The organism is Bradyrhizobium sp. USDA 4532, assembly GCF_024171315.1.
In the GTDB taxonomy this organism is placed as follows: domain Bacteria; phylum Pseudomonadota; class Alphaproteobacteria; order Rhizobiales; family Xanthobacteraceae; genus Bradyrhizobium; species Bradyrhizobium australafricanum.
Genome location: NZ_JALJZN010000001.1, coordinates 2,543,108 through 2,569,776, shown reverse-complemented (window position 1 = coordinate 2,569,776; position 26,669 = coordinate 2,543,108). Strand labels below are relative to the sequence as shown.

17 protein-coding genes are annotated in these 26,669 nt (G+C 59.2%); 14 read left to right on the top strand and 3 right to left on the bottom strand.

Annotated elements, in window-relative coordinates:
* The first annotated feature begins 34 nt into the window (after nt 1-34).
* The 3 genes from J2R76_RS12505 (at nt 35) to J2R76_RS12495 (ending at nt 10,619) form a co-directional block, all read left to right on the top strand.
* Nucleotides 35-7,315 (top strand): VCBS domain-containing protein, encoded by a 7,281-nt coding sequence (locus tag J2R76_RS12505; RefSeq protein ID WP_309143536.1) that lies wholly within the window; start codon nt 35-37, stop codon nt 7,313-7,315.
* Between the two features lie 212 nt (nt 7,316-7,527).
* Entirely contained in the window at nt 7,528-9,240 is a 1,713-nt protein-coding gene (locus J2R76_RS12500) for a type I secretion system permease/ATPase (protein WP_253624059.1), read from the top strand.
* An 8-nt stretch (nt 9,241-9,248) separates the two neighbouring features.
* A complete protein-coding gene (locus J2R76_RS12495; RefSeq protein ID WP_253624058.1) occupies nt 9,249-10,619 on the top strand; it encodes an HlyD family type I secretion periplasmic adaptor subunit in 1,371 nt (456 codons plus the stop codon).
* Between the two features lie 685 nt (nt 10,620-11,304).
* Here the strand turns inward: J2R76_RS12495 and J2R76_RS12490 are convergent.
* Nucleotides 11,305-12,381: a hypothetical protein gene (locus J2R76_RS12490; RefSeq protein ID WP_253624057.1), complete on the bottom strand. Its 1,077-nt coding sequence runs from the start codon at nt 12,379-12,381 to the stop codon at nt 11,305-11,307.
* Between the two features lie 356 nt (nt 12,382-12,737).
* On the opposite strand from J2R76_RS12490, the gene J2R76_RS12485 reads away from it, so the two are divergent.
* A complete protein-coding gene (locus J2R76_RS12485) occupies nt 12,738-14,231 on the top strand; it encodes a hypothetical protein (RefSeq protein WP_253624056.1) in 1,494 nt (497 codons plus the stop codon).
* Between the two features lie 17 nt (nt 14,232-14,248).
* Here the strand turns inward: J2R76_RS12485 and J2R76_RS12480 are convergent, their stop codons facing one another.
* On the bottom strand, nt 14,249-15,703 hold the full coding sequence (locus tag J2R76_RS12480; protein WP_253624055.1) for a glycosyltransferase family 87 protein: 1,455 nt from the start codon (nt 15,701-15,703) through the stop codon (nt 14,249-14,251).
* A 222-nt stretch (nt 15,704-15,925) separates the two neighbouring features.
* The gene (locus J2R76_RS12475; RefSeq protein WP_253624054.1) at nt 15,926-17,224 is read right to left on the bottom strand and encodes an acyltransferase; all 1,299 of its coding nucleotides are present in this window, start codon (nt 17,222-17,224) and stop codon (nt 15,926-15,928) included.
* A 496-nt stretch (nt 17,225-17,720) separates the two neighbouring features.
* On the opposite strand from J2R76_RS12475, the gene J2R76_RS12470 reads away from it, so the two are divergent.
* The 10 genes from J2R76_RS12470 to J2R76_RS12425 all read left to right on the top strand — a co-directional run bounded on the left by J2R76_RS12470 (nt 17,721) and on the right by J2R76_RS12425 (nt 26,484).
* Nucleotides 17,721-17,927: a hypothetical protein gene (locus J2R76_RS12470; protein WP_253624053.1), complete on the top strand. Its 207-nt coding sequence runs from the start codon at nt 17,721-17,723 to the stop codon at nt 17,925-17,927.
* A 408-nt stretch (nt 17,928-18,335) separates the two neighbouring features.
* Nucleotides 18,336-18,842, top strand: coding sequence for a prepilin peptidase (locus tag J2R76_RS12465; protein WP_253624052.1), 507 nt, complete (start codon nt 18,336-18,338; stop codon nt 18,840-18,842).
* 31 nt (nt 18,843-18,873) lie between these two features.
* Nucleotides 18,874-19,803 (top strand): Flp pilus assembly protein CpaB, encoded by a 930-nt coding sequence (gene cpaB, locus J2R76_RS12460; protein WP_253624051.1) that lies wholly within the window; start codon nt 18,874-18,876, stop codon nt 19,801-19,803.
* Nucleotides 19,803-21,005: an AAA family ATPase gene (locus tag J2R76_RS12455; protein ID WP_253624050.1), complete on the top strand. Its 1,203-nt coding sequence runs from the start codon at nt 19,803-19,805 to the stop codon at nt 21,003-21,005. The genes cpaB and J2R76_RS12455 overlap by 1 nt, the downstream gene beginning before the upstream one ends.
* Complete coding sequence (locus J2R76_RS12450) at nt 21,002-22,411, top strand: CpaF family protein (protein WP_253624049.1); 1,410 nt, start codon at nt 21,002-21,004, stop codon at nt 22,409-22,411. The genes J2R76_RS12455 and J2R76_RS12450 overlap by 4 nt, the downstream gene beginning before the upstream one ends.
* A gap of 86 nt (nt 22,412-22,497) precedes the next feature.
* On the top strand, nt 22,498-23,340 hold the full coding sequence (locus J2R76_RS12445) for a type II secretion system F family protein (protein ID WP_253624048.1): 843 nt from the start codon (nt 22,498-22,500) through the stop codon (nt 23,338-23,340).
* Nucleotides 23,337-24,233, top strand: coding sequence for a type II secretion system F family protein (locus tag J2R76_RS12440; protein ID WP_253624047.1), 897 nt, complete (start codon nt 23,337-23,339; stop codon nt 24,231-24,233). Before J2R76_RS12445 ends, J2R76_RS12440 begins: the two co-directional genes overlap by 4 nt.
* Before the next feature lie 69 nt (nt 24,234-24,302).
* A complete protein-coding gene (locus J2R76_RS12435; RefSeq protein ID WP_253624046.1) occupies nt 24,303-24,734 on the top strand; it encodes a hypothetical protein in 432 nt (143 codons plus the stop codon).
* 8 nt (nt 24,735-24,742) lie between these two features.
* Nucleotides 24,743-26,065, top strand: a complete 1,323-nt coding sequence (locus J2R76_RS12430) for a pilus assembly protein TadG-related protein (protein ID WP_253624045.1) — start codon at nt 24,743-24,745, stop codon at nt 26,063-26,065.
* Nucleotides 26,062-26,484 carry a TadE/TadG family type IV pilus assembly protein gene (locus J2R76_RS12425; RefSeq protein ID WP_253624044.1) on the top strand — a complete coding sequence of 141 codons (423 nt, stop codon included), beginning with the start codon at nt 26,062-26,064 and terminating at the stop codon, nt 26,482-26,484. Before J2R76_RS12430 ends, J2R76_RS12425 begins: the two co-directional genes overlap by 4 nt.
* The last annotated feature ends 185 nt before the right edge of the window (nt 26,485-26,669 follow it).

Sequence of the window (26,669 nt, the reverse complement as noted above, 5' to 3'; positions counted from 1 at the left end):
ACCAGAATATTGAACGCATAAAGGCATTGCAGCTATGGCCACCACTCAGAACACCTCAGGCGGTACGACAACGTCGTTCAGCAATACGCCCCAGGCGGTTGACGATAGTTACAATTATTCAGCGAGCGTGTCGGGAATACTCATCTTGAATGTGATGGCCAACGATCTTGGTGGCGCCGCCAAGTCGCTGTGGTCCGTCGACAACGATCTTAGCGTCAGCGTTACATCGTCGAACGGTAAATACGCTCCAGCCGATCTCCTGACGAAAGACACGGTCTATTCAACCACTCTTGCGGGCGACGCAGGGACCTCCGATACGAGCCTGCTCGGTGCTAAAATCTGGATCAATTCGGACGGGACAATTGGATACGACGCATCGAGCATCTCAGCGCAACTTCAGGCGAAAGCGGCAGGCGAGACTCTTGTTGACAAGTTCACCTACGCCATTCGGCTGGGCAATGGAACGCTGAGCTGGGCGACGACTACGTTGACATTTACGGGGGTGAACGACGGTCCGGTGCTCTCCGCCGACGCCTCCGGGCCGCACAATATCACCGAGCTCGCCGGCCACACCGGCGATACGATCGATCACGACACGACGACAGGGACGCTAGCGTTCACCGACGCTGATCTTAGCGACACGCACGTGGTGAGCAAAAGTGATCCCAACTTTGCGTGGTCGGGCGGCCCGCTCACCGCGGCTCAGGTATCGGCGTTAACCACGGCAAGTTCGTTGACAGTGACTGAGACCGACAGCACGGGATCGGGCTCGGGTTCGGTCAGCTTCAGCTACAGCGCAATCGACCAGACCTTCGATTTCCTGGCTCAGGGCGAGACCCTGACGGTCACCTACAATCTGACGGTCACGGACAACCACGGCGCAAGCTCGACCAAACCCATCACGATCACGATCACCGGCACCAACGACGCGCCAGTGGTTGCGGCGGCGCTGACCTCGACGGCGGCGGAAGGTGCTGCGTCCTATCCGCTGAACCTGCTGAGCGGGGCGAGCGATCCCGACCACGGCGAGACGGCGACGCTGAGCGTTGCCGATGTGAGCTATGCGGTCGACGGCGGAGCCTCGTCTTCGACGGCGCCGGCCGGGGTGAGCCTGTCGGGCTCGACGCTGACGGTTGATCCGACCGACCCGGCGTTCAACAGCCTGGCGGTCGGCGAGCATATGACGATCGTGGTGTCCTACAATGTGAAGGACGCGCAGGGTGCGACGGTGGCGCAGACCGAGACGATCACGATTACCGGCACCAACGACGCGCCGGTGGTTGCGGCGGCGCTGACCTCGACGGCGGCGGAAGGTGCTGCGTCCTATCCGCTGAACCTGCTGAGCGGGGCGAGCGATCCCGACCACGGCGAGACGGCGACGCTGAGCGTTGCCGATGTGAGCTATGCGGTCGACGGCGGAGCCTCGTCTTCGACGGCGCCGGCCGGGGTGAGCCTGTCGGGCTCGACGCTGACGGTCGATCCGACCGACCCGGCGTTCAACAGCCTGGCGGTCGGCGAGCATATGACGATCGTGGTGTCCTACAATGTGAAGGACGCGCAGGGTGCGACGGTGGCGCAGACCGAGACGATCACGATCACCGGCACCAACGACGCGCCGGTGGTTGCGGCGGCGCTGACCTCGACGGCGGCGGAAGGTGCTGCGTCGTACCCGCTGAACCTGCTGAGCGGGGCGAGCGATCCCGACCACGGCGAGACGGCGACGCTGAGCGTTGCCGATGTGAGCTATGCGGTCGACGGCGGAGCCTCGTCTTCGACGGCGCCGGCCGGGGTGAGCCTGTCGGGCTCGACGCTGACGGTCGATCCGACCGACCCGGCGTTCAACAGCCTGGCGGTCGGCGAGCATATGACGATCGTGGTGTCCTACAATGTGAAGGACGCGCAGGGTGCGACGGTGGCGCAGACCGAGACGATCACGATCACCGGCACCAACGACGCGCCGGTGGTTGCGGCGGCGCTGACCTCGACGGCGGCGGAAGGTGCTGCGTCGTACCCGCTGAACCTGCTGAGCGGGGCGAGCGATCCCGACCATGGCGAGACGGCGACGCTGAGCGTTGCCGATGTGAGCTATGCGGTCGACGGCGGAGCCTCGTCTTCGACGGCGCCGGCCGGGGTGAGCCTGTCGGGCTCGACGCTGACGGTCGATCCGACCGACCCGGCGTTCAACAGCCTGGCGGTCGGCGAGCACATGACGATCGTGGTGTCCTACAATGTGAAGGACGCGCAGGGTGCGACGGTGGCGCAGACCGAGACGATCACGATTACCGGCACCAACGACGCGCCGGTGGTTGCGGCGGCGCTGACCTCGACGGCGGCGGAAGGTGCTGCGTCGTACCCGCTGAACCTGCTGAGCGGGGCGAGCGATCCCGACCACGGCGAGACGGCGACGCTGAGCGTTGCCGATGTGAGCTATGCGGTCGACGGCGGAGCCTCGTCTTCGACGGCGCCGGCCGGGGTGAGCCTGTCGGGCTCGACGCTGACGGTTGATCCGACCGACCCGGCGTTCAACAGCCTGGCGGTCGGCGAGCACATGACGATCGTGGTGTCCTACAATGTGAAGGACGCGCAGGGTGCGACGGTGGCGCAGACCGAGACGATCACGATTACCGGCACCAACGACGCGCCGGTGGTTGCGGCGGCGCTGACCTCGACGGCGGCGGAAGGTGCTGCGTCGTACCCGCTGAACCTGCTGAGCGGGGCGAGCGATCCCGACCACGGCGAGACGGCGACGCTGAGCGTTGCCGATGTGAGCTATGCGGTCGACGGCGGAGCCTCGTCTTCGACGGCGCCGGCCGGGGTGAGCCTGTCGGGCTCGACGCTGACGGTTGATCCGACCGACCCGGCGTTCAACAGCCTGGCGGTCGGCGAGCATATGACGATCGTGGTGTCCTACAATGTGAAGGACGCGCAGGGTGCGACGGTGGCGCAGACCGAGACGATCACGATTACCGGCACCAACGACGCGCCGGTGGTTGCGGCGGCGCTGACCTCGACGGCGGCGGAAGGTGCTGCGTCGTACCCGCTGAACCTGCTGAGCGGGGCGAGCGATCCCGACCATGGCGAGACGGCGACGCTGAGCGTTGCCGATGTGAGCTATGCGGTCGACGGCGGAGCCTCGTCTTCGACGGCGCCGGCCGGGGTGAGCCTGTCGGGCTCGACGCTGACGGTCGATCCGACCGACCCGGCGTTCAACAGCCTGGCGGTCGGCGAGCATATGACGATCGTGGTGTCCTACAATGTGAAGGACGCGCAGGGTGCGACGGTGGCGCAGACCGAGACGATCACGATTACCGGCACCAACGACGCGCCGGTGGTTGCGGCGGCGCTGACCTCGACGGCGGCGGAAGGTGCTGCGTCGTACCCGCTGAACCTGCTGAGCGGGGCGAGCGATCCCGACCATGGCGAGACGGCGACGCTGAGCGTTGCCGATGTGAGCTATGCGGTCGACGGCGGAGCCTCGTCTTCGACGGCGCCGGCCGGGGTGAGCCTGTCGGGCTCGACGCTGACGGTTGATCCGACCGACCCGGCGTTCAACAGCCTGGCGGTCGGCGAGCACATGACGATCGTGGTGTCCTACAATGTGAAGGACGCGCAGGGTGCGACGGTGGCGCAGACCGAGACGATCACGATTACCGGCACCAACGACGCGCCGGTGGTTGCGGCGGCGCTGACCTCGACGGCGGCGGAAGGTGCTGCGTCGTACCCGCTGAACCTGCTGAGCGGGGCGAGCGATCCCGACCATGGCGAGACGGCGACGCTGAGCGTTGCCGATGTGAGCTATGCGGTCGACGGCGGAGCCTCGTCTTCGACGGCGCCGGCCGGGGTGAGCCTGTCGGGCTCGACGCTGACGGTTGATCCGACCGACCCGGCGTTCAACAGCCTGGCGGTCGGCGAGCATATGACGATCGTGGTGTCCTACAATGTGAAGGACGCGCAGGGTGCGACGGTGGCGCAGACCGAGACGATCACGATTACCGGCACCAACGACGCGCCGGTGGTTGCGGCGGCGCTGACCTCGACGGCGGCGGAAGGTGCTGCGTCGTACCCGCTGAACCTGCTGAGCGGGGCGAGCGATCCCGACCATGGCGAGACGGCGACGCTGAGCGTTGCCGATGTGAGCTATGCGGTCGACGGCGGAGCCTCGTCTTCGACGGCGCCGGCCGGGGTGAGCCTGTCGGGCTCGACGCTGACGGTTGATCCGACCGACCCGGCGTTCAACAGCCTGGCGGTCGGCGAGCACATGACGATCGTGGTGTCCTACAATGTGAAGGACGCGCAGGGTGCGACGGTGGCGCAGACCGAGACGATCACGATTACCGGCACCAACGACGCGCCGGTGGTTGCGGCGGCGCTGACCTCGACGGCGGCGGAAGGTGCTGCGTCGTACCCGCTGAACCTGCTGAGCGGGGCGAGCGATCCCGACCATGGCGAGACGGCGACGCTGAGCGTTGCCGATGTGAGCTATGCGGTCGACGGCGGAGCCTCGTCTTCGACGGCGCCGGCCGGGGTGAGCCTGTCGGGCTCGACGCTGACGGTTGATCCGACCGACCCGGCGTCCAACAGCCTGGCGGTCGGCGAGCATATGACGATCGTGGTGTCCTACAATGTGAAGGACGCGCAGGGTGCGACGGTGGCGCAGACCGAGACGATCACGATCACCGGCACCAACGACGCGCCGGTTGCCAACGCCGACACTGGGACAGTCAATGAGGACGCGACCCTCACCATGCCTGCCGCGAATGGCGTGATTCAGGGCACCACGGGCGGATCGGTGGCTGATACCGACGTCGACAATGCAACCAGCACGCTGGTGGTCTCAGGCGTGGTTGCCGGAACGGGGTCGGTGACGCAGGGTGTTGGGGTGGCGACCTCGATCGCGGGCACCTACGGTCATCTGACGCTGAATGCGAACGGCTCGTACAGCTATGTGGCCGACACCGCTAACAGTCTCGCCACGGGTGTCACGGCGGTGGACACCTTCACCTACACGGCCAAGGACCCGGGCGGGCTAGTGTCCAACAGCACGACATTGAAGATCACGGTGACCGGCACCAATGACGCCCCAGTTCTCGATCCGTCCAAAACGCCAGTGCTCACGGCCGAGAACCAAGGCAGCGGTGCGCCGGCAGGAGCTGTCGGTACGTTGGTCTCTAGCTTGGTGGATCTTAATCCACCCAGTGGTGGCTTGGACAATGTTACTGACGTCGATTCAGGGGCCGTGACCGGAATCGCACTGACGGGTACCGATACGAGCCACGGCACCTGGTTCTTTTCCACAAATAACGGCGCAACATGGACGGCTGTAGGAGCAGTTTCGAACACCACGGCCCTACTCCTCTCGGCGGACGCCAACACGCGGCTCTACTTCCAGCCAAGCGCGGGCTTTGCTGGAACAGATACGAATGCCATCACCTTCCGTGCTTGGGATCAGACCAGCGGCTCGAACGGAGTTAAGGTGGACACGTCATCCAATGGCGGTACGACGGCATTTTCGACAGCCATTGATACTGCGAACATCACTATCAATGCGACCGACACAACTCCGCCGACGGTGATATCGATTACGGGTGGCACCTCGTTGCCTGCGGGCAACAGCGAGACGATCACGTTTACATTCAGCGAAAAAGTGACCAATCTTACGCTTGGAGATATATCGCTAGCCGATAGCTCAAACGGCACCAGTTTGAGCAACCTTCAGTCCACGGATGGCGGGCTCACTTGGACAGCGACGTTCACCAAGGGCAGCTCCAATAGTACAACAATCAGCGTTTTCAACAGTGGCACTACGGCTGCCACGGATCCGTATTGGACCGACCTTTCGGGAAATCCCGGGACAGGTGGCGGATCTTTGACTATCTCGAAAAAAGCTCCTGCGGGTATTTCGGGGCAGCCGATTAATCTCGGTCTGGAACAACCCGAAGCAAACGACGCCGCTGTCTCAGTGACGATCACAAGCCTGCCAACGGGGTGGACCGTACCAAACGGCACCAAGCTTAGCGACGGTTCATTTGCCGTAACGGGCGTCGACTTAGGCGCGCTCACCGTTACGACGCCCCTTGAATTTGTCGGAGCCGCGGTTATCACCATTTCCGCCACCTGGGCCAATCCCGATGGTAGCTTTGACACAATTCTGGTTCGCGACAATGTCGAAGCGTACGCCCCGGGATCTCCAATTTTCGCCTGGTCGGGCGATGACCATCTGACCGGTTCAAGCGGCCACGATACCTTTGTGTTTTCGCAGCCGATTGGCAACGACGTCGTGCACAGTTTCGAGGTGTCCTCCGACGTCATCGACCTGATCAGCTATGGCTGGCAAAGTTTCGCGGACGTTCAAGCCCACACCGCGGACGACGCGCATGGCAATGCTGTGATCACGTTGGCTGATGGCCAAACGATCACGCTCGATGGCGTTCATGCATCGGATCTCACCGCCGCGAACTTCGAATTCGACGTGACGCCGACGGTCGAAAATCCCGGCCAGATGACAATCGGCGACGGCGCGATGCTGCCGCTGTCGGGCGTCATCCACAACACCGGCGAGATCGACCTGCAGGCCTCCGGCGACGACACGCTTCTCCAGATCATCCAGACTGGCATTACGCTCAACGGCGGCGGTCACGTGCTCCTGTCCGACGACGATCACAACATCATCGCCGGTACGGCCTCGAACGTCACACTCGACAACGTTGACAACGTCATCTCGGGTGCCGGCCAGATCGGGCAGGGCAGCCTGACGCTGAGCAACGAGGGCACTATCGATGCCACCGGAACCCATGCCCTTGTGATCGACACCGGAGCCAACGTGATCGCCAACGCTGGCACGCTGGAGGCAACCGGCAAGGGTGGGCTGGTGCTCGCCAGTGCGGTGGCCAACAGCGGTCTGATCTGGGCCAACGGCGGCACGGTCACAGCAGAAGGCGACGTTACCGGCAACGGCAACGCCTTGATCAGCGGGGCCGGCACCATCGAGTTCGGGTCAGCTTCGGCAGCAGGTGTCACCTTCGACGCGACCGCCGCTGGCCACCTGATTCTGGATGATGCGTTCCACTTCTCCGGCACGGTGACCGGCCTCGATGGCAATGACGACATCGACCTCAAGGGCATCAGCTTCGGCGCCAACACCACGGTGAGCTTCTCGGAAAACCAGGTGGGGACCGGCGGCACCCTGACGGTTTCGGACGGCGCTCACACCGCGAACATCGTCCTGCTCGGTCAATACGATCCGGCCGGCTTTGCCGAGAAGGCTGACGCAGCGAACGGTACGGTGATCACCTATGACCCGCACCACATCGCCTGAGGGGCGTGAACTTCACGGGGGAAGACTACTCGTGGGAGAAGCCAAACTCGGTAAGTTTACCCTCCTGCCTCTTTTGCGCCGGCAGCCGCTTTGGCGCAGGCGCCGGCCATGTTAAGTAGAACAGATTGGATGATTGATTTACTTGGACCTTTTGGCTGCCGCCTATTGGCTGCCGCTCATCATTTAGGGGGATGGCTCCGGCCAGGTTCCGCGTGAGTACCCTTCGTAAAAGAGCGGACGAATTCCGGCAGGCGCTGCAGGCCTGCCAAGGCTATTTTGTGACTGCGGCTATCTTCAGCCTGGCCATCAACCTGCTCTATTTGGCCGGCCCGCTGTACATGCTGCAGGTCTATGACCGCGTGATCTCGAGTGCCAGCGAGACCACGCTGCTGATGCTAACCCTCGCGCTTTTGCTGGCGTTCATGGCACTTGCGGGTCTCGACGCGGTGCGCGCACGCGTGCTGACACGCACCAGCATTCGCCTTGATCGCAAGATCGCGCCGCGGGTGATGACCGCAATCGTCGACCATTCGGCGAAAATCGGCGGCGCCCGCAGCCAGCTGTTGCGCGATTTTGATACGTTCCGCCAGTTCATCACCGGGTCCGGAATTCACGCGATCTTCGACCTGCCGTGGTCGCCGATCTACATCGCCGTGATCTTCTGCCTGCACCCGTTCCTGGGCGCCTTTGCACTGGGATCTTCGATCGTTCTGGTGCTGATGGCCTTTCTCAATGAATGGATCGTCAAGCCTCCGCTCTCCGAATCAGGTGAGGCGGCAAATCGAAACTACAGTTTCACGGAGATGAGCCTGCGCAACACTGAGGTGGTGCGCGCAATGGGGATGACCGCTGGTCTGTTGAAGCGCTGGAACCGCGACCGTGACCGCATGCTCGAGCGCCAAGTTGCCGCTAGCGATCGCGCGGCGACCATGCAGAGCCTGATTCGTTTCCTGCGGCTTTCGATGCAATCCCTGATCCTGGGTCTTGGTGCCTATCTGGTGATCGAGCGGATGACCACCGCCGGTGCCATGTTTGCCGCCAGCATCCTGCTCGGCCGCGCCTTGCAGCCGATCGAACAGATCGTCGGATCCTGGCGCAGTCTCGTCGCGGCCCGCGGCGCATTCCTGCGGGTGCGCGAGCTGTTGGCCGTCAATCCGCCGCGCCAATCAGGATTGACGCTGCCGCGGCCCGAAGGCCGTCTTTCCGTGGAAGCGCTGTCCTTTGCTGTGCCTGGAACATCGAGGCCCATTCTGCGCGGTGTCACCTTCCAGATCGAGCCGGGCGAAGTGCTGGGGATTATAGGCCCCTCGGGTGCCGGCAAATCGACGCTGGCGCGCCATATCGTTGGCGTTCAGCCGCCATCCGCAGGTGCCGTCCGCCTCGACGGGTCGGACGTTTCGAGCTGGATCAGGTCGTCGCTCGGCGAGCATCTTGGCTATTTGCCCCAGGATATCGAGCTATTTGCTGATACGGTGGCAGCCAATATTTGCAGATTCAAGGACGGAGACGACAAGGACATCATTCTGGCGGCGCGAATGGCCGACGTGCACGAGATGATCCTGCGGCTCGCCGAGGGCTACGACACCCAGGTCGGGGAGGGCGGAGCGACCCTGTCCGGCGGCTACCGCCAGCGCATCGGTCTCGCACGCGCGGTCTACGGCAATCCGAGCCTGGTCGTGCTTGACGAGCCGAGCTCGAACCTCGACTCGGAAGGTGACGCCGCACTCGCAGAGTGCATCATGGAGCTGAAGAAGCGCGGAACGACGGTAGTCATCATTTCGCATCGACCGGCAACGATCGGGGTGGCCGATAAACTTCTCGTGTTGCGTGACGGTGTTGTCGAGATGTTTGGCGCACGCCATGAAGTCCTGTCACGTCTAACACGTCCCGTGCCGGTACCGGCCGTTCGAGGGGCGGCGGGCTAGGAGACGTCATGTCGTTGCTTGATCTTGCCGACCTATCGATGCGCCCCGGCGCTGTTCCAGGCCGTGGAGGACTTGCCAACAAAGATGGGACGCCAAACGATTCCATTCGCAACATCGCGCTGGCGGGCTGGCTGATCATCGCGATCTTTTTCTTCGGTCTCGGCACCTGGGCGGTTACCGCACCTCTCAACGGGGCCGTGGTCGCCAACGCCGTCGTGAAGGTCGATGGCAACCGCAAGAGCCTTCAGCACCTCGATGGCGGCATCGTCAAGGAATTGCACGTCAGGGAAGGCGACAAAGTGCGCGCGGGCGATCTGCTGATCGTCCTGGACGAGACCCAGGCTCGCGCGGAACATGAGGTGCTGACGCAGCAATATGCCGTGCTGCGCGCAACGGAAGTCCGGCTGCTGACCGAGCTTGACCATGGCTCCCAACTTGTCATGCCGCCGGATCTGAAGGTGCGCTCTGACGATCCCTATTTCAAGAGCGTCTGGAACGGGCAACTCAGTCAGTTTGACACCCGCCGGGCGTCGCTCGAAGGCCAAAGAAGTGTCGTCCGTGAGAAGATCAACCAGCTGGGGTCCCAGATCGTTGGCTCGGAAGCGCAGGTGAAATCGTTCACCAACCAGATCGACTCAGTGCGCAAGGAAGCCAAAGACATCGCTCCGCTTGTCGACCGAGGGCTGATCGCCCGTCCCCGCATCCTGCAGCTGGAGCGGACCGCGTACGGTCTCGAAGGCCAGATTGCCGATGCAAACGCCAACATCGCCAAGGCACGCCAGGCGATCGCCGAGCAGGAGCAGCAGATCGCCCAGTTCGACAACGATCGGATGACCGACGTCACAAAGGACTTGCGCGACACGCAAGCCAAGCTCCTGGAGGTCATCCCGAAAGCGATGAACGCCAAGGCTGTGCTGGGCCGGATGGAAATCCGCGCCCCCTATACCGGCCGCGTGGTTGGCCTCAGCGTGTTTTCGGTCGGAGGCGTCATCCAGCGCGGCGACAAGATCCTGGACATCGTGCCGGACGAGGATTCGCTGACCATCGAAGCGCAGGTGGCGGTCGAGGATATCAGCGACGTGCATCCGAACACGCGCGCGGAAGTTCACCTAACCGCCTACAAGCAGCGGATCGTTCCGATCATCCATGGCGACGTCATTCAGGTCTCGGCGGACCGCTTGACAGATCCCAAGACCAACAATCCCTATTATACGGCCTTCGTGCGGATCGACCAGAATGAACTGGCGGCCTTGCCCAGTATCCACCTCTATCCGGGTATGCCGGCCACTGTCATGATCCCGACCGTTCAGCGAACCGCTTTCGACTACATCGTTGGGCCGCTGGTGATGTCGTTCAATCACGCGTTTAGGCAGAAGTGACCGCCTCCAATTGGCGTTCCGCTCACGGACTGCGGAAACAACGCGGCCGGAATCGCCTGATCGTTTGGTTTTGAGCGAGCGGCCGCAACCGGGCTCGACGCCGCGCCATTTATGCCGGGCGGGCGGCTTGACTGCCGGAGAAGCCGAGCCGGCGCGCGATGGCGACACCGCAGCGCCTTGTGGGGCGGGAGCAACCGGACACCCGATCAGGGATCGGGACGGCCTGTTGCGGGGCCGCTTGCCAGGCCATCGAGGAGGAGGCGGAGCCGGTAGCGGTAACCCGAACGGCGCGCTCGCGGAATGCCGCAGCGCCTTGCCGGGTCAGATCGCGCAGGCAGTGGAGCGGGCGGCCTGCGTGATCAAGGCGACGGAGCTCGTGCCGGCCGCTGTTGCCGTCTCCAGAGCTGCTGGATCGGGAGAACGCCCTGCGCAAGGCGTTGGCAGAGCAGGTCAAGCAAGAACAATGTCCCTGCTCGAGCGATATATAGATATATACAGCTCCAGAAGCTCAATTCGCAGCTCCTCGACGAATAGCGCGGCAGGCTATCGGCCGCGCCGGCCGACGCGAGCAAGCAGCAGCTGGCGGTCACACAGTGGCGGCAATCCAATGGGGACAGTTGCGGCCGGCTCGGAGGGGATTCAGGGACGTGTTATTGAGATGGGTCGATGGGCGATCGACGGAATGTTATACGGAGGCGCCTGGCAATCGAGGCGGAACTGAGGGGGGCCGCGGCCTAAACGCATCATACGCGGCAGGAATCGCCCACGGGAGCCCAAGCATCAGCAGTGGGGTATAGAGCGCTCCCCAATAATAGTTGTAAGGCTTACCGACCACAGCAAAAATGCAAAGATAGGCTGCTACCGTGAGTGCCGCTCTTAGACCTTGACGCCACGCGAAGAGACCGGTCAGCGCAGCGGGCAAAAGCGCGGCGGTCAGCCAAAGTGGCAAGACAAAGAGAATGCCGTTGAAGTGCGCAGTCTCTAGACCGAACCTGATCCCGCCAAATCTTATCCAGCCTCCGGGATAGGCCCGATCGGCAGGCCCCAATTGCTGCACGACCTCGATACAGTGCCATGCAAAATATACAGAATAAGCAAATAGACCGACGGCCCACCCAACTACTTCGCGCAAATTCCTTTGACAGATCGCAAAGGCAATGCAGAGCAAGATGTAAGGTGCAGCCAGTTCGCGTATGAACAACGCCGCCATTGCGGTCACGAGCCCTACCATCCATCTGCCATTGCCGTAGCTTACAGCCGAAAGCAGTATCAGTAGACCGGCCACGATTTCTGTCATGAATATGCTAGAATCTGCCTTAAGCAGAGCAAGGCTCGCGAGAATGCTCAGCGGCGCGGCCGTAGCAAGTAGGAAGTTGTCGTCTTGTTTACGTATCATTCGATAGGCAAGGTACAGAGCGGCTGATGTTAGTGCCATCAGCAAGCATTGCGCCCATGCAACAGATGGGAATAGCGCAAGCAATACAGGCCACGCGGGGGTACGCCAGTTGAATAGCGATGCGGTGCCATAGCCTTCCGCTAAAAGGACCTCATGCGCGGCGTAATAGTAGCCGGCGCCACGGCGCATGAGACCCAAGATGTCGGAATAGGCCTTGGCATCGCCATTTCCAGGCGTGGCTGACCTTATTGAATCAACCAGCGGCGGCGCGGCCGCGGCAACGAGGACGAGACCCAATGCTGCGATGAACGCAACTAAAACGATAGCCACGGCAACTCTTTGCGGCGCAGTCGCGAATCGGGTCATCGCCAAACCCATCCAATTTGTTGTGAGGAGAAGATACTGATGAGAAATCTTTACTTGTCGCAACCAAGAGTAAAACGTTTCCTCTTCGCACAGTTGGATCACAACGGCTCGGAGCCTGGCCCGTATTATTCCGGAAGCGGACATTTGCGCTTCGCGACACGAGACGAAACCCAAGGCCAGTGTACCCTTGCTCGGAACCTAACCGGATTCGGCTCGCTTCGGCTACGCAATGGCGACAATCCAACCGGAAGGGTCTGGTCGGATCGGCGGTTGCTCACAAACTGCGAGACAGACGATTAGGAAATACTTGGGTACAGCGGCAAGTCGACTATGATCGGCCGCGCGGGACAGAAAACATGGGATCGGGTAGTCATTCGCTTCAGGTCGACACGGAAACCGGGCCGGTCGCGGAGCCTGCGGACAACGATCATCTGCGGCCTTGGTTGCCGCTTATATTCGCAGTCACTACCTATCTGATCCTCATCACGAGGGGCGCATACCTTTTGAAGGATGCGGACATCTACTGGCACATCGTGATCGGCCAGTGGATTGTTGATCATCGTGCCGTGCCTCAAACGGATCTATTTTCCTTCACGATGCGCGGCGCACCTTGGATAACCAGTGGGTGGCTATCAGAAGTCCTATATTTCGCTGCGTACAAGCTGGCCGGATGGACGGGACCAGTGATGCTGGCGGCGTTGTCGGTATCGATCGCATTCTACTTGCTTGCGCTCTTGCTTCTGGAAAGACTCCCCAACATACCGGTCGTGATCTTGGTGGCGGCTGGAATCGGTATGGCATCGTACCATGTATTCACTCGGCCACATGTGCTTATCTTCCCTGTGATGGTAGTGTGGGCCAACGTTCTGGTAGATGCGAGCGAACAACGACGAGCACCTTCGTTCTGGTACCTGCCACTCATCACGCTCTGGGCGAACCTCCACGGGAGTTTCACACTTGGTCTGGCGCTGATTGCGGTGTGCGGTCTGGAGGCGCTCTGGACAGCAGACAAATCCGTTCGCGTGAGGGTCGCGCTACAATGGTTTCGATTTGCCGTCCTGGCACTTGGGGCCGCCTGTATCACCCCATATGGACCGGAGTCGCTTCTAGTCACGTTACGCATATTGCATCTTGGAGCGGCACTTTCGAAGATCGGCGAGTGGCAGCCGCTCAACTTCGGCGAGCTCAATCCCGTCACACCGTGTCTTATGGCTGGCCTTGCCTACGTCCTGTACAGCGGGCTCAGGCTGCCTCCGATCCGGATCGCTGCGGTCCTCGCGGTAATCTACCAAACGCTCATCCATGTCCGTTACGTCGATGTCTTCGCGCTGGTCTCGCCATTCTTCGTTGCCGGGCCGTTGGCACAGCATCTCTCCTGGCCCCCATTGCAGCATAGCCGGATAGTAGCGCCAAAAAGGTACCTTACCGAAGCGATCTTGGCTCTCATCATCGTGAGTGGCCCGATCATCGCGAAGAGGGACTTCGCGCCACCACTCGTCCCGCGCGCAGCGGTAGAAAAGCTCAAGGAGATAAAGGCAGATCGTGTCTTCAATGATTACTATTTCGGCGGATATCTGATTTTTCAACGCATTCCGACATTCATTGATTCACGTGCCGAGCTGTATGGTAGGACTTTTATGAAACGCTACATGCGGGCCATTTCACTTGAGGATTTGGCTGATTTCGTAAAGTTGCTCGACGAATACAAGATTGACTCAACGCTGCTGTTTCAAGCGACTCCAGCCGTAGGTCTGCTCGATCGATTGCCAGGATGGGAGCGGATCTACGCCGGCGACGTGGCAGTCGTCCATGTTCGGCGCATGTATCCAGCAAATCAAGGTTCTGACTGAGCCTTAGTGGGCGCGCGTCAATCCTTGTGCCGAACTGCACCGTCGTTTCCCTGACCACGGCTTAAAGCGATTGATTGCGGCTCATGGGATAGGCGAGTTTTACGATCTCTTTGAAGGGATCGGCTTGTGTCTATGCTTGACCATACGCTTAAGTCGGACGCCTCAAGGCCGCTGGCCTTTTTTGTTCGTGCGGCTATGGCCGTGCGCCTCCAGATCAGAACTAGCAAGAACATGACGACTTCTGGACTCAGTGGCACGAATGCAAAACTGGCCTGCCTTGATATCAGTGGCAGAATCCATGCGATAGCCAGGGCGGTCTTCTCGTACGGCCTAAAGTCGTTCGCGAGACCCTCGGCCGCCAATGCCGCTATTGGCAGAGACAAAAGAACGAAGTCGTAATCAAGTATAAATGGTGTACCTAGCAAGATCGCTGCACCTGTTGCTCCTGCGCGCAGACGTAGCGATGCGGGGCTACGCCAAATCATGAAGAGCAGTATGCCGGCACAAATCGTAACGACGGTCTGTATTGAGTAGGCTAGATAAATTTCGCCACCCACAAGTCGAACAGACGAGAATGCGCTCTGCATCTTGGCAAAGCCAATTGTACCCTGTTCTAGCCACATCTTGGACAGCGGCACGATCGAAACAAAATGCTGCCAAATCTCCACACCGAAGATCAGCGTAGCAGACGTCGCCAAAAAGCAGATTGAAAGCGCTGCGCCTAGCGCCATTTTCCAGTTTGTCCGCGCGACAACAACAACTGCAAGCATCATTGCAAGTTGCGGCTTGAAGCACAACATTCCAAGGAGCACGCCGGCGGTAAATGGATATCGATCTGATATCAGTAAGCCGGTCCCGACAATCGCCGTCGATAGAAAAGCGTTCTGTCCGTGAATCATGTTTATCAGAACTGCGGGAAAACAAAGTATCGGCACTATGGCGTCGGATCGTTGGATGACTCTCCAGACGGTTGCAATGTAGGCGGCGCCGGTTATTGCAAGCCAGATAAACAGGGAAGTCAGGTATGGCAAAAGGCCGAGAGGGGCGACGATCAAGAGTGCAGGAGGCGGATAGAGCCAAGCGTAGTATTGTACGCCGTTACCGAATACAGCTTCTTGCGCTACGTAGTGCTTGGCGGGATCATACGCATCGCTAGCGTGACCGGACAGCACCAAGCTGGAGGCGGCCCAAAAGCTCGAAAAATCTGTTCCGATCGGATGTCCGTGGAGATCTAGACCATTGCGTCCGGCTAGAATGTAAGCCGTCCCCAACACCATGCTAATTGCAAAAAATATTCTTGGATACCACCGTACCCGCTTCGCAGTTAGCCACAATCCTGAGCTGATGATTGATATTGGCAAAGGCAAGCTCCAGAAATTGAGCAAGGTTAGTATTGCAATCTGAATGTGAGCCAAACTCGGTTGACCGACAATCTCGAAATTAACTGCGCCTCGCGCCGGCGTCCGCAGCAATCGGACCTTCGTCCTTGCAGCCTGTGTTTGTGACCATTTCCAGACGGTGCCGTCGCATCCGCTTTAAAGGCGGCCGAGCATAAGACAAGCTCCACGTGTCCTGAGAAGCCAGAACGCCCCTACTTCGAAGCCTCGAAGTGCCAGAGGCTGGTTCTGAAAAACGCCTAGACGAGCCAAGTTGCATGGCACCAATGTCGGCCAGGGCGCGTCCTGACGCAAGGTTCACGAGATGATCGGAGCTCGGGAGATCTTCCGAACGCCCCGTAAGACATTGCGGGCGGGAAGCTCAATTGCAAAATAAGTACCGGTCGAAACGAAAAATATTGATCCGAGAGCAAGAATAGAGGTTTGCCAAGAATCAAGAGTGTGAAGCGCGCCGACGAACAAGACAATAACGATGATGTGCATCATGTAGATCGAATACGAAATAACACCGAGAAAGTGCAGCAACTTCGATCCCAGCAAGTGCGATACAATCGAATCTGAACTCGTCGCCGCAAGCACGACAAATGGGAAGAAGAAAACGAGCGCCTGTTGGTTGACGATTCCGCAGTATCTGAGGAAGAGAGTGAAAGCGACGCCAAACCAAATCAATGGAGAATGGTTTGTGCAGAACGAATAGATCCCGTCCCGCTTCTCGAAGCTCGCGAACACGATCCATCCGACGGTGAAACCGCAAATTCCGCGGCACAGGTTAACCCAGTAACTTAGTTGGCTCGCTGGAAAGTGCAGCTCAGGGTTGAAAAGATTGGGGTCAAAATATTTGACGAAAAGATAATAGGAAATGGACGTCAGGATGATCATGCAGGCCAGCCTAATCGCGGCCGATTGCGGTGTCTCTCGGAACAGTAGGAAGGGGAACAGCAAGATGTAGCAAAACCATTCAATCGAGATGGACCACGCTACAGGATTCCAATGCACGCCTGAGCCGACAACAGGCCAGCAATTGACCATGAGAGTCTGGAGCAGGAAATCAGTGAGCGCTGATCTGGCAGGATAGGTTGTTGGATTGACCATGCCCGGGATCACCCATGCTGCTCCCGCAATGATGAGTGTGAGAAAGTACAGGGGGTAGATTCGAGCAATTCGGGCCATCAGATAGCTCGAGAATCGAAACGTTCCTCGGTTGTAGACATAAGACAGCGTGATGCCGCTGAGGCAAAAGAACAAATCAACGGCGTTATGCCACATCAAGACGCCATCGTCGTTGGCGAAGGTCTGTTGAAAATGCGCAATGGCAACAGTCGTTGCGGCCACGCCGCGCAGACCAGTGAGGGCTCTTAATTCCGGATGCGAGTGACGATCAACATCGCCCTGGCCGACTTGAGTATCCACGATTCTTCCCATGGGTTTCGATGGAGTCGCCATGACGATTGATCGCACATCTGATACTAGCCGATTCACAATTTTAGTTTGTGGTAGCGGAATCGATTCAGTGTTTTCACAGGCGTTTTTCTTTCGGTGAGGGCGTGCTTCTGCGTGATTGGATGCATCCGCCGTCTTGATATCGCCAATGCCCACCAGTGGAATCGGCTCAGCTTGCCGATTTGCCGCAGGGCGACCGCGATGACCGTGTTTTCCCTAGCCGAGCTCGGTTGACGATTGGCGGCAGTCGGAATTGGCGGTCCTGCAATTGTTTGCGGAGAATGGATCGCCGTCCTTGACAATCCGCGGCTCGAAGTTCGCAAGGGTATGTCAGCAATACTGTCCTTTTTGAATGTGAACTTATGAACCGCTCGCTCAACAATTAGCCGGGGCCTCCACACGCCTTGCTTCGATGAACTGAGTGTTTGCTCGCTTGAAAGCTGGGCCGCCTAGTTTCCGGCCTATCACTATGGACTGTTTGCTAGGCCACAACCTCTCCGGGCAAATACGGTGAGGCCGGCGCGGGTAAGGTTAAGGAATGATTAGCAGTCGACAATTTTGAAGTGCGGCTTTATACATTTATTAGGCAGTCGGTATCCCTCAACTGCTGCTGAAAATTGCGTATTTTTTCTTGTACAGAAGGAATTTGTCCATGTTGAAGTTCTATATTCAGGCGACCGAAGCCCTGAAGCGTCTGCGGTCGGATGCGAATGGCGTCGTGTCGTTCGAGTACGTGATCGTTGCGGCTGCTGTCGTCGGGGCCGTGGTTCTTGCCTTCGGAGCAGCCGGTGGCAGCGGTCCGATCAGCTCCGCGCTGAAGAGCGGAATTGACGCTATCACTACCAAGATTACCGGCTAAGCCTTCCAAGCCAGGGGGCGCTCGCGCTCCCTGGTATTTCTAAATACAAATTCGTTGGACCATTGATTTCCTCCCAAAGCCTGGTTTCGCCTGCTACGTGCCAGTCGAAGGGATTTGCCCCGTGTGCAACTATTATTGCAAGGCCGGCGACGCGTTGAGGCGTCTGATCGTAAGCAGGGACGGCGTGGTGTCGTTCGAATATGTGGTTGTTGCAGCTGCCATTGTCGGTGCAGTGGCTGTCTTCGGTAGCTCTGCTGGCACCGGCCCTATCAAGGATGCTCTGACGACCGCGCTGAACGCGATAGTCACCAGGGTTGGTACGGTGGTCGGAGGGTAATGCGATCGCCTAAGCCGAGCCTATACTGCGGCCTGATTATTTAAAGCGTCTATTTATTAAGGCGTGTATTGATGAGTTGGATTGGTTCCACAACGTCGGCTTTGGAAATCCTGTTGCTCGTTTATGTCGCGACAATCGATATTGCGACACGATTGATCCGAAACGAGATCTGCCTGACGCTCGCACTACTCGGGATAGTTGGTCAACTGTCCAGTCCGATGCAGGTTGCGCAATCGCTGATCGTCGCCGCGATGTTGCTGCTGTTGCTGCTCGTCGTTTACACGCGGGGCGGGATAGGCGGCGGCGACGTGAAGCTGCTGGTTGCTTTGGCGGCTGGTTTGCCGCTGATGGGTGTAGTTCAGCTATTGGCGGTAACTGCGCTAGCCGGTGGCGTTCTGGCGTTCTTGCATCTGATGATGCGCCTGTTGCCATCTCCCAGGCTAGCGCCTGCGGGATCGTCGCTCATACGCCGAGTGTACGCGGTGGAGCGCTGGCGCCATTTACGACATGCGCCACTTCCCTACGGAGTTGCCATCGCGTGTGGCGGGATTTGGACCATTTTAAATCAGGGATTTTGATATGTCATCTCCTCTTCGTCTCTCGATTATCATGGTGCTGTTGCTCGCGGCCGTGGCCCTTGGGCTCATTGGCTATAATATAAGCCAGCCAAAGCAGACTCCGGTCGCGGTAGTGGAGCCGGGCCCGGCGGCGCCGTCCACGGTCGGATATTTCGTTGCGACACGTCCGCTTTCGAAAGGGACGTTGGCGCGCGACGAGGATTTCACCGTGCGCCAGGCGCCGCCCGATCGCATTCCTGCTGGAGCGATCCTTGAGACGCCGGACACGAAGGCCGGACTTCCAGGTTCGCTGGTTCGCAAGTTCGTCGACGCCGGTAGTCCGGTTACACTGCAAGACATACTGCGTCCGAAGGATCGCGGTTTTCTCGCCAGCGTCCTGGCGCCGGACAGCCGCGCCATCAGCATCAAGGTCGACGAGGAGACCGGCGTTTCCGGGCTGATCAGGCCGGGCGACAATGTCGACGTGGTGCTGACACAAGTGTTCGAGAAGGCGGCTCCGGTGCGTCGCGCGGTCAGCGAGACCGTTCTGTCCAATGTGCGCGTGATCGCGATCGACCAGGAAATTGCGCAAGGCGGGCGTCCGCTTACCAATGCTGTCCCGGCCAAGATGGCGCAAACCGTGTCGCTGGAGCTCAAGCCGGAGCAGGTCAAGAAGGTTGCCGTTGCAAAGCAGCTTGGAACACTCTCGCTCGTCGTCCGCGCTGCGGCCGAGCAGTGGGACAAGGCCGACACAAGCGCGACATCCAGCTGCGATGTGTCGCCCGAGCTGGCGCGCCAGAGTGCTGTCGCCGGCCAGAGCACGACGGTGGCGATCTACACCGGCAGCGAGGTCAAGCAATACTCGGTCAGGAGGCAGGATTTGGACGATGACGCCCGTGTGGGCTGCGACGTGCCGTCAGGGGGCGAACCTCAGACGACGGCGGCGGCCAGTGACATCGTGAAGGGGCCGGAGAAACGTTGATGAGTGTGAACATGGCAGTGGTCGAACCACCCGAAGGGACGGCATCCCTTGTCGCGCGTAATCGTATTGTCTGCTTCGTGAACGACGAGCTGAGCGCTGCAGCGCTACGTAAGGGCCTCGAGGGCAGCAACCTGGTGATCAGGCGGGGCACCATTCGTCACGCGACCCGCATGCTCGAGACGGACACCGACCTGTTCGCGCTGGTGACCGACATCAGTGGGATGGATGATCCTTTTGCCGAATTGGAACGTTTGGCCAGTGTCTGTCCGCCCGATGTAAAGGTGGCGCTGATTGGCGACAACAGGGAGATCATCTTCTACCGCGAACTAATGGAGATCGGCCTTACCGAGTATCTTCCTACACCAATCACCCGGGACATGGTGCTCGACCAGCTACGTCCTAAATTGATCGGCGGCGTTGCGCCTGTCCACAATGATCGGGGCGGGCATGTGGTCTCGATCTGCGGTGCGCAAGGTGGCGCCGGCGCCACGAGCGTTGCTATCAATCTCGCTTTGCAACTTGCTGAGACCACCAAGGCCAAGGTCGCCTTGCTCGACTTGCATCTGCAGGGCGGCGAAACGGCAGTGATGCTGGGTGTGCGCCCAGGGCCCGGCCTCCGGATTGCACTTGAAAACCCCATGCGGGCCGACACTTTGTTTTTGGAGCGCGCGGCAATAGAGGTGAACGATCGGGTTTGCTTGATTTCCGGCGACGAAGAACTAGACGCCAAGCTAGAGATCACCGAGGCGGGCGTGCGGCACGTGCTGGGTTTGCTCCGTCAGAGGTTCAATTATGTCGTCGTCGACGTGCCCGTGCCATTTCCGGCATCGATCTACCCTGTCGTCCAGATGTCCCGGCATGTATTGGTATTGCTGGAAGCCGAGGTAACCGGCCTGCGCAATGCCCATGCGCTACGCAACGCGGTCACCAACATCGCTGGCAAAGATCGGGTCTTTACCTTGCTCAATCGCGCAGATCGTGCCGGCGGCTTGCCCAGGGCGACGATCGTCAAGGCGCTGGGCGCCGAGCCAGACATGGTAATCCCCGATCTCGGCAAGGGAATGACCCAGGCGGTCAATCTCGGAATTCCGGCACTCAAGCATGTATCTGGGTTACGGCGTCACCTTGCTCCGATCGTACGGGAAATCACTGGCGTCGGCGCCAACCAGAAGGCTCGGTGGAAGAGGTGGCTCGGGTTATGAAAAAGTTCGGCAGGCGCGCAGACGAATCGCCAATACGTTTGCCTTCGTTGATGCCAACGGTGGCGAGCGTGGCGCCGGAAGTGCCGCCTGTAGGGGCATCGGGACCAAACCCAGCGGCGTTCACACGGAAGATCGAAGAATCGACGCATCATCCGGTGATGCCAGCGTCGCTACGCGAACGCGTGATGGAGCAAATCGACCCGTCAGTCGCCGCAACTGTTTCTCGCGAGGTTCTCCGGAGACAGATCGAGGAGATTATACACGGCATTGCTAACGAGGAGCGGCTCGAACTGTCTGGTCGCGAGCAGATACTGCTAGCCGACGAAATTGCGGACGACATGACCGGCTACGGCCCGCTTCGGTCACTTTTGCTCGATGAGACGATCAACGACATCATGATCAACGGACCGAGCAACGTTTATGTCGAGCGGAGCGGCAAGCTCGAGCGCGTCGCGGTCCGATTCCGAGACAATGACCATATCGCATCGATTGCGCAAAAAATTGCAGCGCAAGTTGGCCGGCGCGTCGATGAATCCAGTCCGATGGTGGATTGCCGCCTGCCAGATGGCAGCCGCGTCAACATTATCTTCCCACCGTTGGCGATCCACAGTCCCTGTGTTTCCATCCGTAAATTCCCGACCCGTCGACTGAATATGGCGGGTCTGATCGAAAACGGCTCGATGACCCCGGCTATTGGACAATTACTGGAGATTGCCGCCCGATCTCGCCTCAATATTCTGGTCTCCGGCGGCACCGGTTCCGGTAAGACGACGCTTTTGAACGCACTTAGCCAGTTCATTGATCACAGCGAACGCATTGTCACCATCGAGGATGCAGCAGAGCTGCAGCTCCAGCAGCCGCACGTGATCAGCCTGGAGACCCGACCCGCGAGCCTCGAAGGCACGGGCCAGGTGACGCAGCGGGATCTCTTGTGGAACGCGCTGCGTATGCGTCCAGACCGGATCGTCGTAGGCGAGGTGCGCAGCGCAGAAGCGTTTGACATGCTGCAAGCGATGAACACTGGGCACGATGGCTCGATTTCCACGGTGCATGCGAATAGTACTCGCGATGCTCTGACCCGTATCGAAAACATGGTGCAGATGGGCCAGGTCAATCTACCATCGCGTGCGATTCGCGCCCAGATCGTCGCGGCCTTGGACATCATCGTGCAAGTCGAGCGCATGCGGGATGGACAGCGGCGCATTGTCCAGTTGAGCGAGGTGATCGGGCTGGAGGGCGACGTAATCACCACCAACGACATCGCGGCCTTCGAGTACAAGGATGAGGATGTTCAGGGCCGAGTATCAGGCACGTACAGGTCGACTAATGCGGTGCCAAAATTCAAGAGCCGCCTGATCTATTACGGGCTTGATCGAGCGTGGGCCGAGGCTATGAGGCACATATGATACCCTCGTCTGTGATCGTGACTACTTTGCTTCTTCTGTTGTGCGCGACAGCGATCACATTGTGGCTCGATGCTCGTGAAAGGCGCATGGATCGTCAGCTAGCGACAGCCCTGCCGGCGTCACACCCGGCGAGCTTGATCTCCATACGTCGTCTTGAGGCCGGATCGCGCACCTTGCTTCTCAATCGCTTGGCGAATTACAATCCTGGGATCGTTTATGCGCTGCATCCGGCCTACGTTCTGCTCGCCGGTTTCGTCGCGGGAATGGCTGTTCTTTATGCCAATCAGCTGTTTGGATATTCGAGCTTTACCGCTTCGATCGTAGCCGGACTGGTTGCTCTGATTGTTGTGAGAGGCGTGTTCGGATGGCAGCAGCGTCGCTTTATCAATCAGCTTTTTCGTCAGCTTCCCGACGCGCTTCAATTGGTGACAAGCACTGTTCGATCTGGCCTCCCCGTGAATGAGGCATTGCGGGCGGTCGCTCGGGAGATGCCTCAGCCTATAGCGGGGCAGTTTGCCATTGTATGTAGCGAACTGAATCTAGGACGTCCCGCAGACGAGGCGGTGGAAGCGGTCTATCATCGAACGCAAGTGGCTGAGTTCGCGATGTTTGCGGTGACGTTGGCGGTGCAGTTGAAGTCGGGCGGAAGTCTGGCCGAGACGTTGCAAATTCTGGGAGATACGGTATCTCAGCGTGTTGCGCTGGCTGCTCGCGCGAAAGCTCTGGCAGGAGAGGTGATCTTTTCATCGCGTGCGCTTACATGCGCACCTTTCATCATAGGTGGGCTGCTTTATCTGGCGGCTCCGGCCTCGCTCGACATGCTGTTTTATGATCCCCTGGGAAACAAGCTCTTGGGTTATGCGATTGGTTCGGTGCTATTCGGGCACGTCGTCATTCGTTGGATGATCAAAAGGGAGACTGCAATATGATTGCGGGTCTCAGCTTTGCGTTCTTGAGCATCGCGGCCGCGACCGCGACCCTGGTTCTCATCATTCGCGAGTTGCACATTCGTACGTTGAACACGCGCGTGTCGAACGCTGTGCTGGGTATCCCGGATAATTCGTCACGCTCTCGCGGCTTGGGCGATTGGTTTTCGACGGTGGGCACGCGCTTCCGACGCTTTTATGCTGACGAAAATCTCGAACAGTTGCGAGTGGTCCTCCAATCAGCCGGCTTTAATCATTATCGGACCCTGCCGGTCTGGATTGGTATCAAGATTGTCAGCATGGTCTCATTCCCCGCAATCGCTTTTCTCGCTGCGCAGGTTTCCGGGAAGTCTCTGACTAGTGTGCTGACGTTTACGCTGATCGGCTTGGTGATCGGGATCATTGGGCCGCGATTGATATTGTTGCTGCTAAGACGACGGTTCGATGCGGCCATTCGGCTTGGGACGCCCGATACGATTGACCTGCTTGTTGTGTGCAGCGAAGCGGGAATGGGCCTCGAAAGCGCGGTAGAGCGCGTAGCCAGCGAGATGAGAGAGACAAACCCGGCGATGACGCAGGTCTTGTCTGGTCTTCTTGATGATCTTCGGATCTTGCCGGATCGCGCAGCCGCCTTTGAAAAACTGGGAGCGATGTCGGACGGCCTGCGTCGCTTCGGCACCGTCGTCAGCCAAAGTTTGCAGTATGGAACGCCATTGAGTCAGGCTTTGCGCTCGATCGCCGTCGACTTGCGCCGAGAACGTATCACCAAGCTGGAAGAAAGAGCGCACAAGCTCGGTGCCAAACTGATTATTCCGATGGTGCTGTTCCTGCTTCCAGCGATGTTCATCGTATTGGGTGCAAGTCCGTTTCTGCACCTTATTCGTGCATTCAAGTGAATTAGGTTGATGGGCATGACCGTGGTTCACGATTCTAGAGACCGGCCTAAGCGTAGCAAAGCGACTTTGATGGCTGATCAAAGTGGTGCCGTCGCCCTTGAGATGCCTTTCGTCTACGCGGTTGTGATCTTCATCATGCTGCTTCCGCTCGCTGATCTGGCTGTCGCAGGATTCCGGTACATATCGGCGTGGGAGGCGTTGCGTGCGGTCGGTCAGGCGGTTCAATACTCGCCGCCTTCTGACTTCACAGACACCTCAAGCTGGGTATCGAAAACGAGCAACAAGGCTGACCCCGCCTACCCCATCCCGAAGACGAGCATTCAACTCATCTGCGGTGATAGCGGAGCTGTTTGTTCTGCTGCCAATACGATCTCACCAAAGTACTATTCGTACACAACGACGGTCACGTTGTCGCCAATCATTTTGAGGTCGGTGTTGTGTACGAGCGGCGCGGCTGATCCGTGCACGTTCACGCTGTCTTATTCCCAACGGTTTCAATAGGGTGTGCCATGCGTAACATGCTTCGTTGCCGTCGAGGTTCAGCCGCATTCGCTACCGTGGTCGCTTTGGTTCCGTTGATCGGCTTCGTTGCGCTCGGTGCGGAGGGCGGGTCATGGTACGTAACGAAGCAGCGGGCCCAGAATGCCGCCGATTCGGCGGCCTATTCGGCCGGCTTGTGGTTGGCCTGCTCGCTCGCGCCGTCAACCTGCACCGCCGATTCTCGGTCGATGGATTATCGCGGCAAGGAATTCGCAGCGCAGAACGCCTTTTGCAACTCCGGCGACGGCACCTCTTATCCCGGTCAACGTTGTGTCACTCTTGCGAGTAACACTTCGCAGACTGTCACCATTACGCCTGTTGGATCGGACTCTGTCCGGGCGACTGTCACCCAGACCCAGCCGGCGTACCTGGCAAAAGTGCTCGGTCTGACAACGGTGACTATCGGCGCAACAGCTGTCGCTCAGGTGAAGATCCTCGCGAACCCTTGCGTCCTCACTCTTTCCGACCCGCTCGCTTTTCAAGGGAGTACAACCGTACAGGCGCAGAAGTGCGGCCTGTCCTCGAACAGCACGCAGTCCAACTCCCTCAATTTCACCGGCAATGGTCTTGACGTCAGCAAGGCTGGAGCAATTTCGGGGCAAGGGGATTGTAAGGACAATGGTGGCGGGCAATGCAGCAAGGCAATCACCTTTGCACCACCCGTTCCCGATCCTCTCAGCGGGCTCAATTCAGCGATGTCAACGCTGAAAACGAGCAGTTTCACCGGGTCGTCGTGTAATACGACCGCGCAGCTGACCGCGTACGATGCGACCCACAAATGTTACAACAACATGGGTAATGGTGCCAACAAATTCAATTTTGGCAACACAACGTACGATCTGAATGGTGTCTACTTTCTCAACGGCAGCGTCACAATCGGCGGCAGTACTGTCATCAAAGGAACGGCCACTCTCATCTTGATGCCCGGATCGTCATTGACGATCAATGGCAATCCCGTCATCCAGCTTACGGCGCTAAGCACTGTGACGACCGCGCAGGTCCCGGCTGCGCTGGCCTCGGTTGTCGGCTTGATGAGCAACTTGCTGATCTATGATCCAGAAAAAACGACAGGCAATCAGAGCGTGAAAATTTCGGGAAGCTCTGACAGCTTTTTCAGCGGCATCACATACGCGCCAAACGCCGACATCGTGTATCAAGGCAGTACCGTGAGTTCGACTTGTGTCGAGGTCATCGCGAAAGGTGTCACCCTGTCAGGTAACTCCAATTTTGACAATTCAGGATGTTCGGCAAGCTCTAAGATCGTAAGTCAGTACGTTCGATTGGTGCAATGATGTGCAGGCTTGATCAACGTGGCGTCGCGGCGTTGGAGTTCTCTCTTGTCGCAGCGGCGCTCTTCGCCGTCATGTTCACCGCTTTCGATCTTGGGCGCTATGCCATCACCGTACAATCGTTGCGGGCGCTCGCGGATGCGGGAGCTCGCGCGACCATGATCAACGACTGCTACATGAGTGCCGCGATCGGCAAGAATTCACCTCCTACCTGCAGTGGCGACCCACTATCATCGCCTGCTGACAAGCAGGCGGCTGCCCCATTCCTGTTTCTGGGCGGCCTCACGCCGACGCTGAGTGTCGCCGGAAGTGCGCCGATTATCGTTACGGCGTCTCAACCGGGCTTTACGATGATCATGCCGATCTGGGGTGCAACATTCAAATCGCCAAGCGTCTCCACTCAGATTCCGTCGCCTCTTTAGCGTAGATTCCGCGCAGGTTATCGTGTGGCATCCTTGCTTAGATGAGGGCGGTGGATCGCGCGCGACGCCGGCTGTGACGCCTAACATTCAAACGAGCGTTTAGCGCAAGCATGAGAACGCTCCGCGTTTCGGTGACGTTGAGTGGTTGAGTGTGGGCAATGATCTGCTGCTGCAGGCCCGCGCTG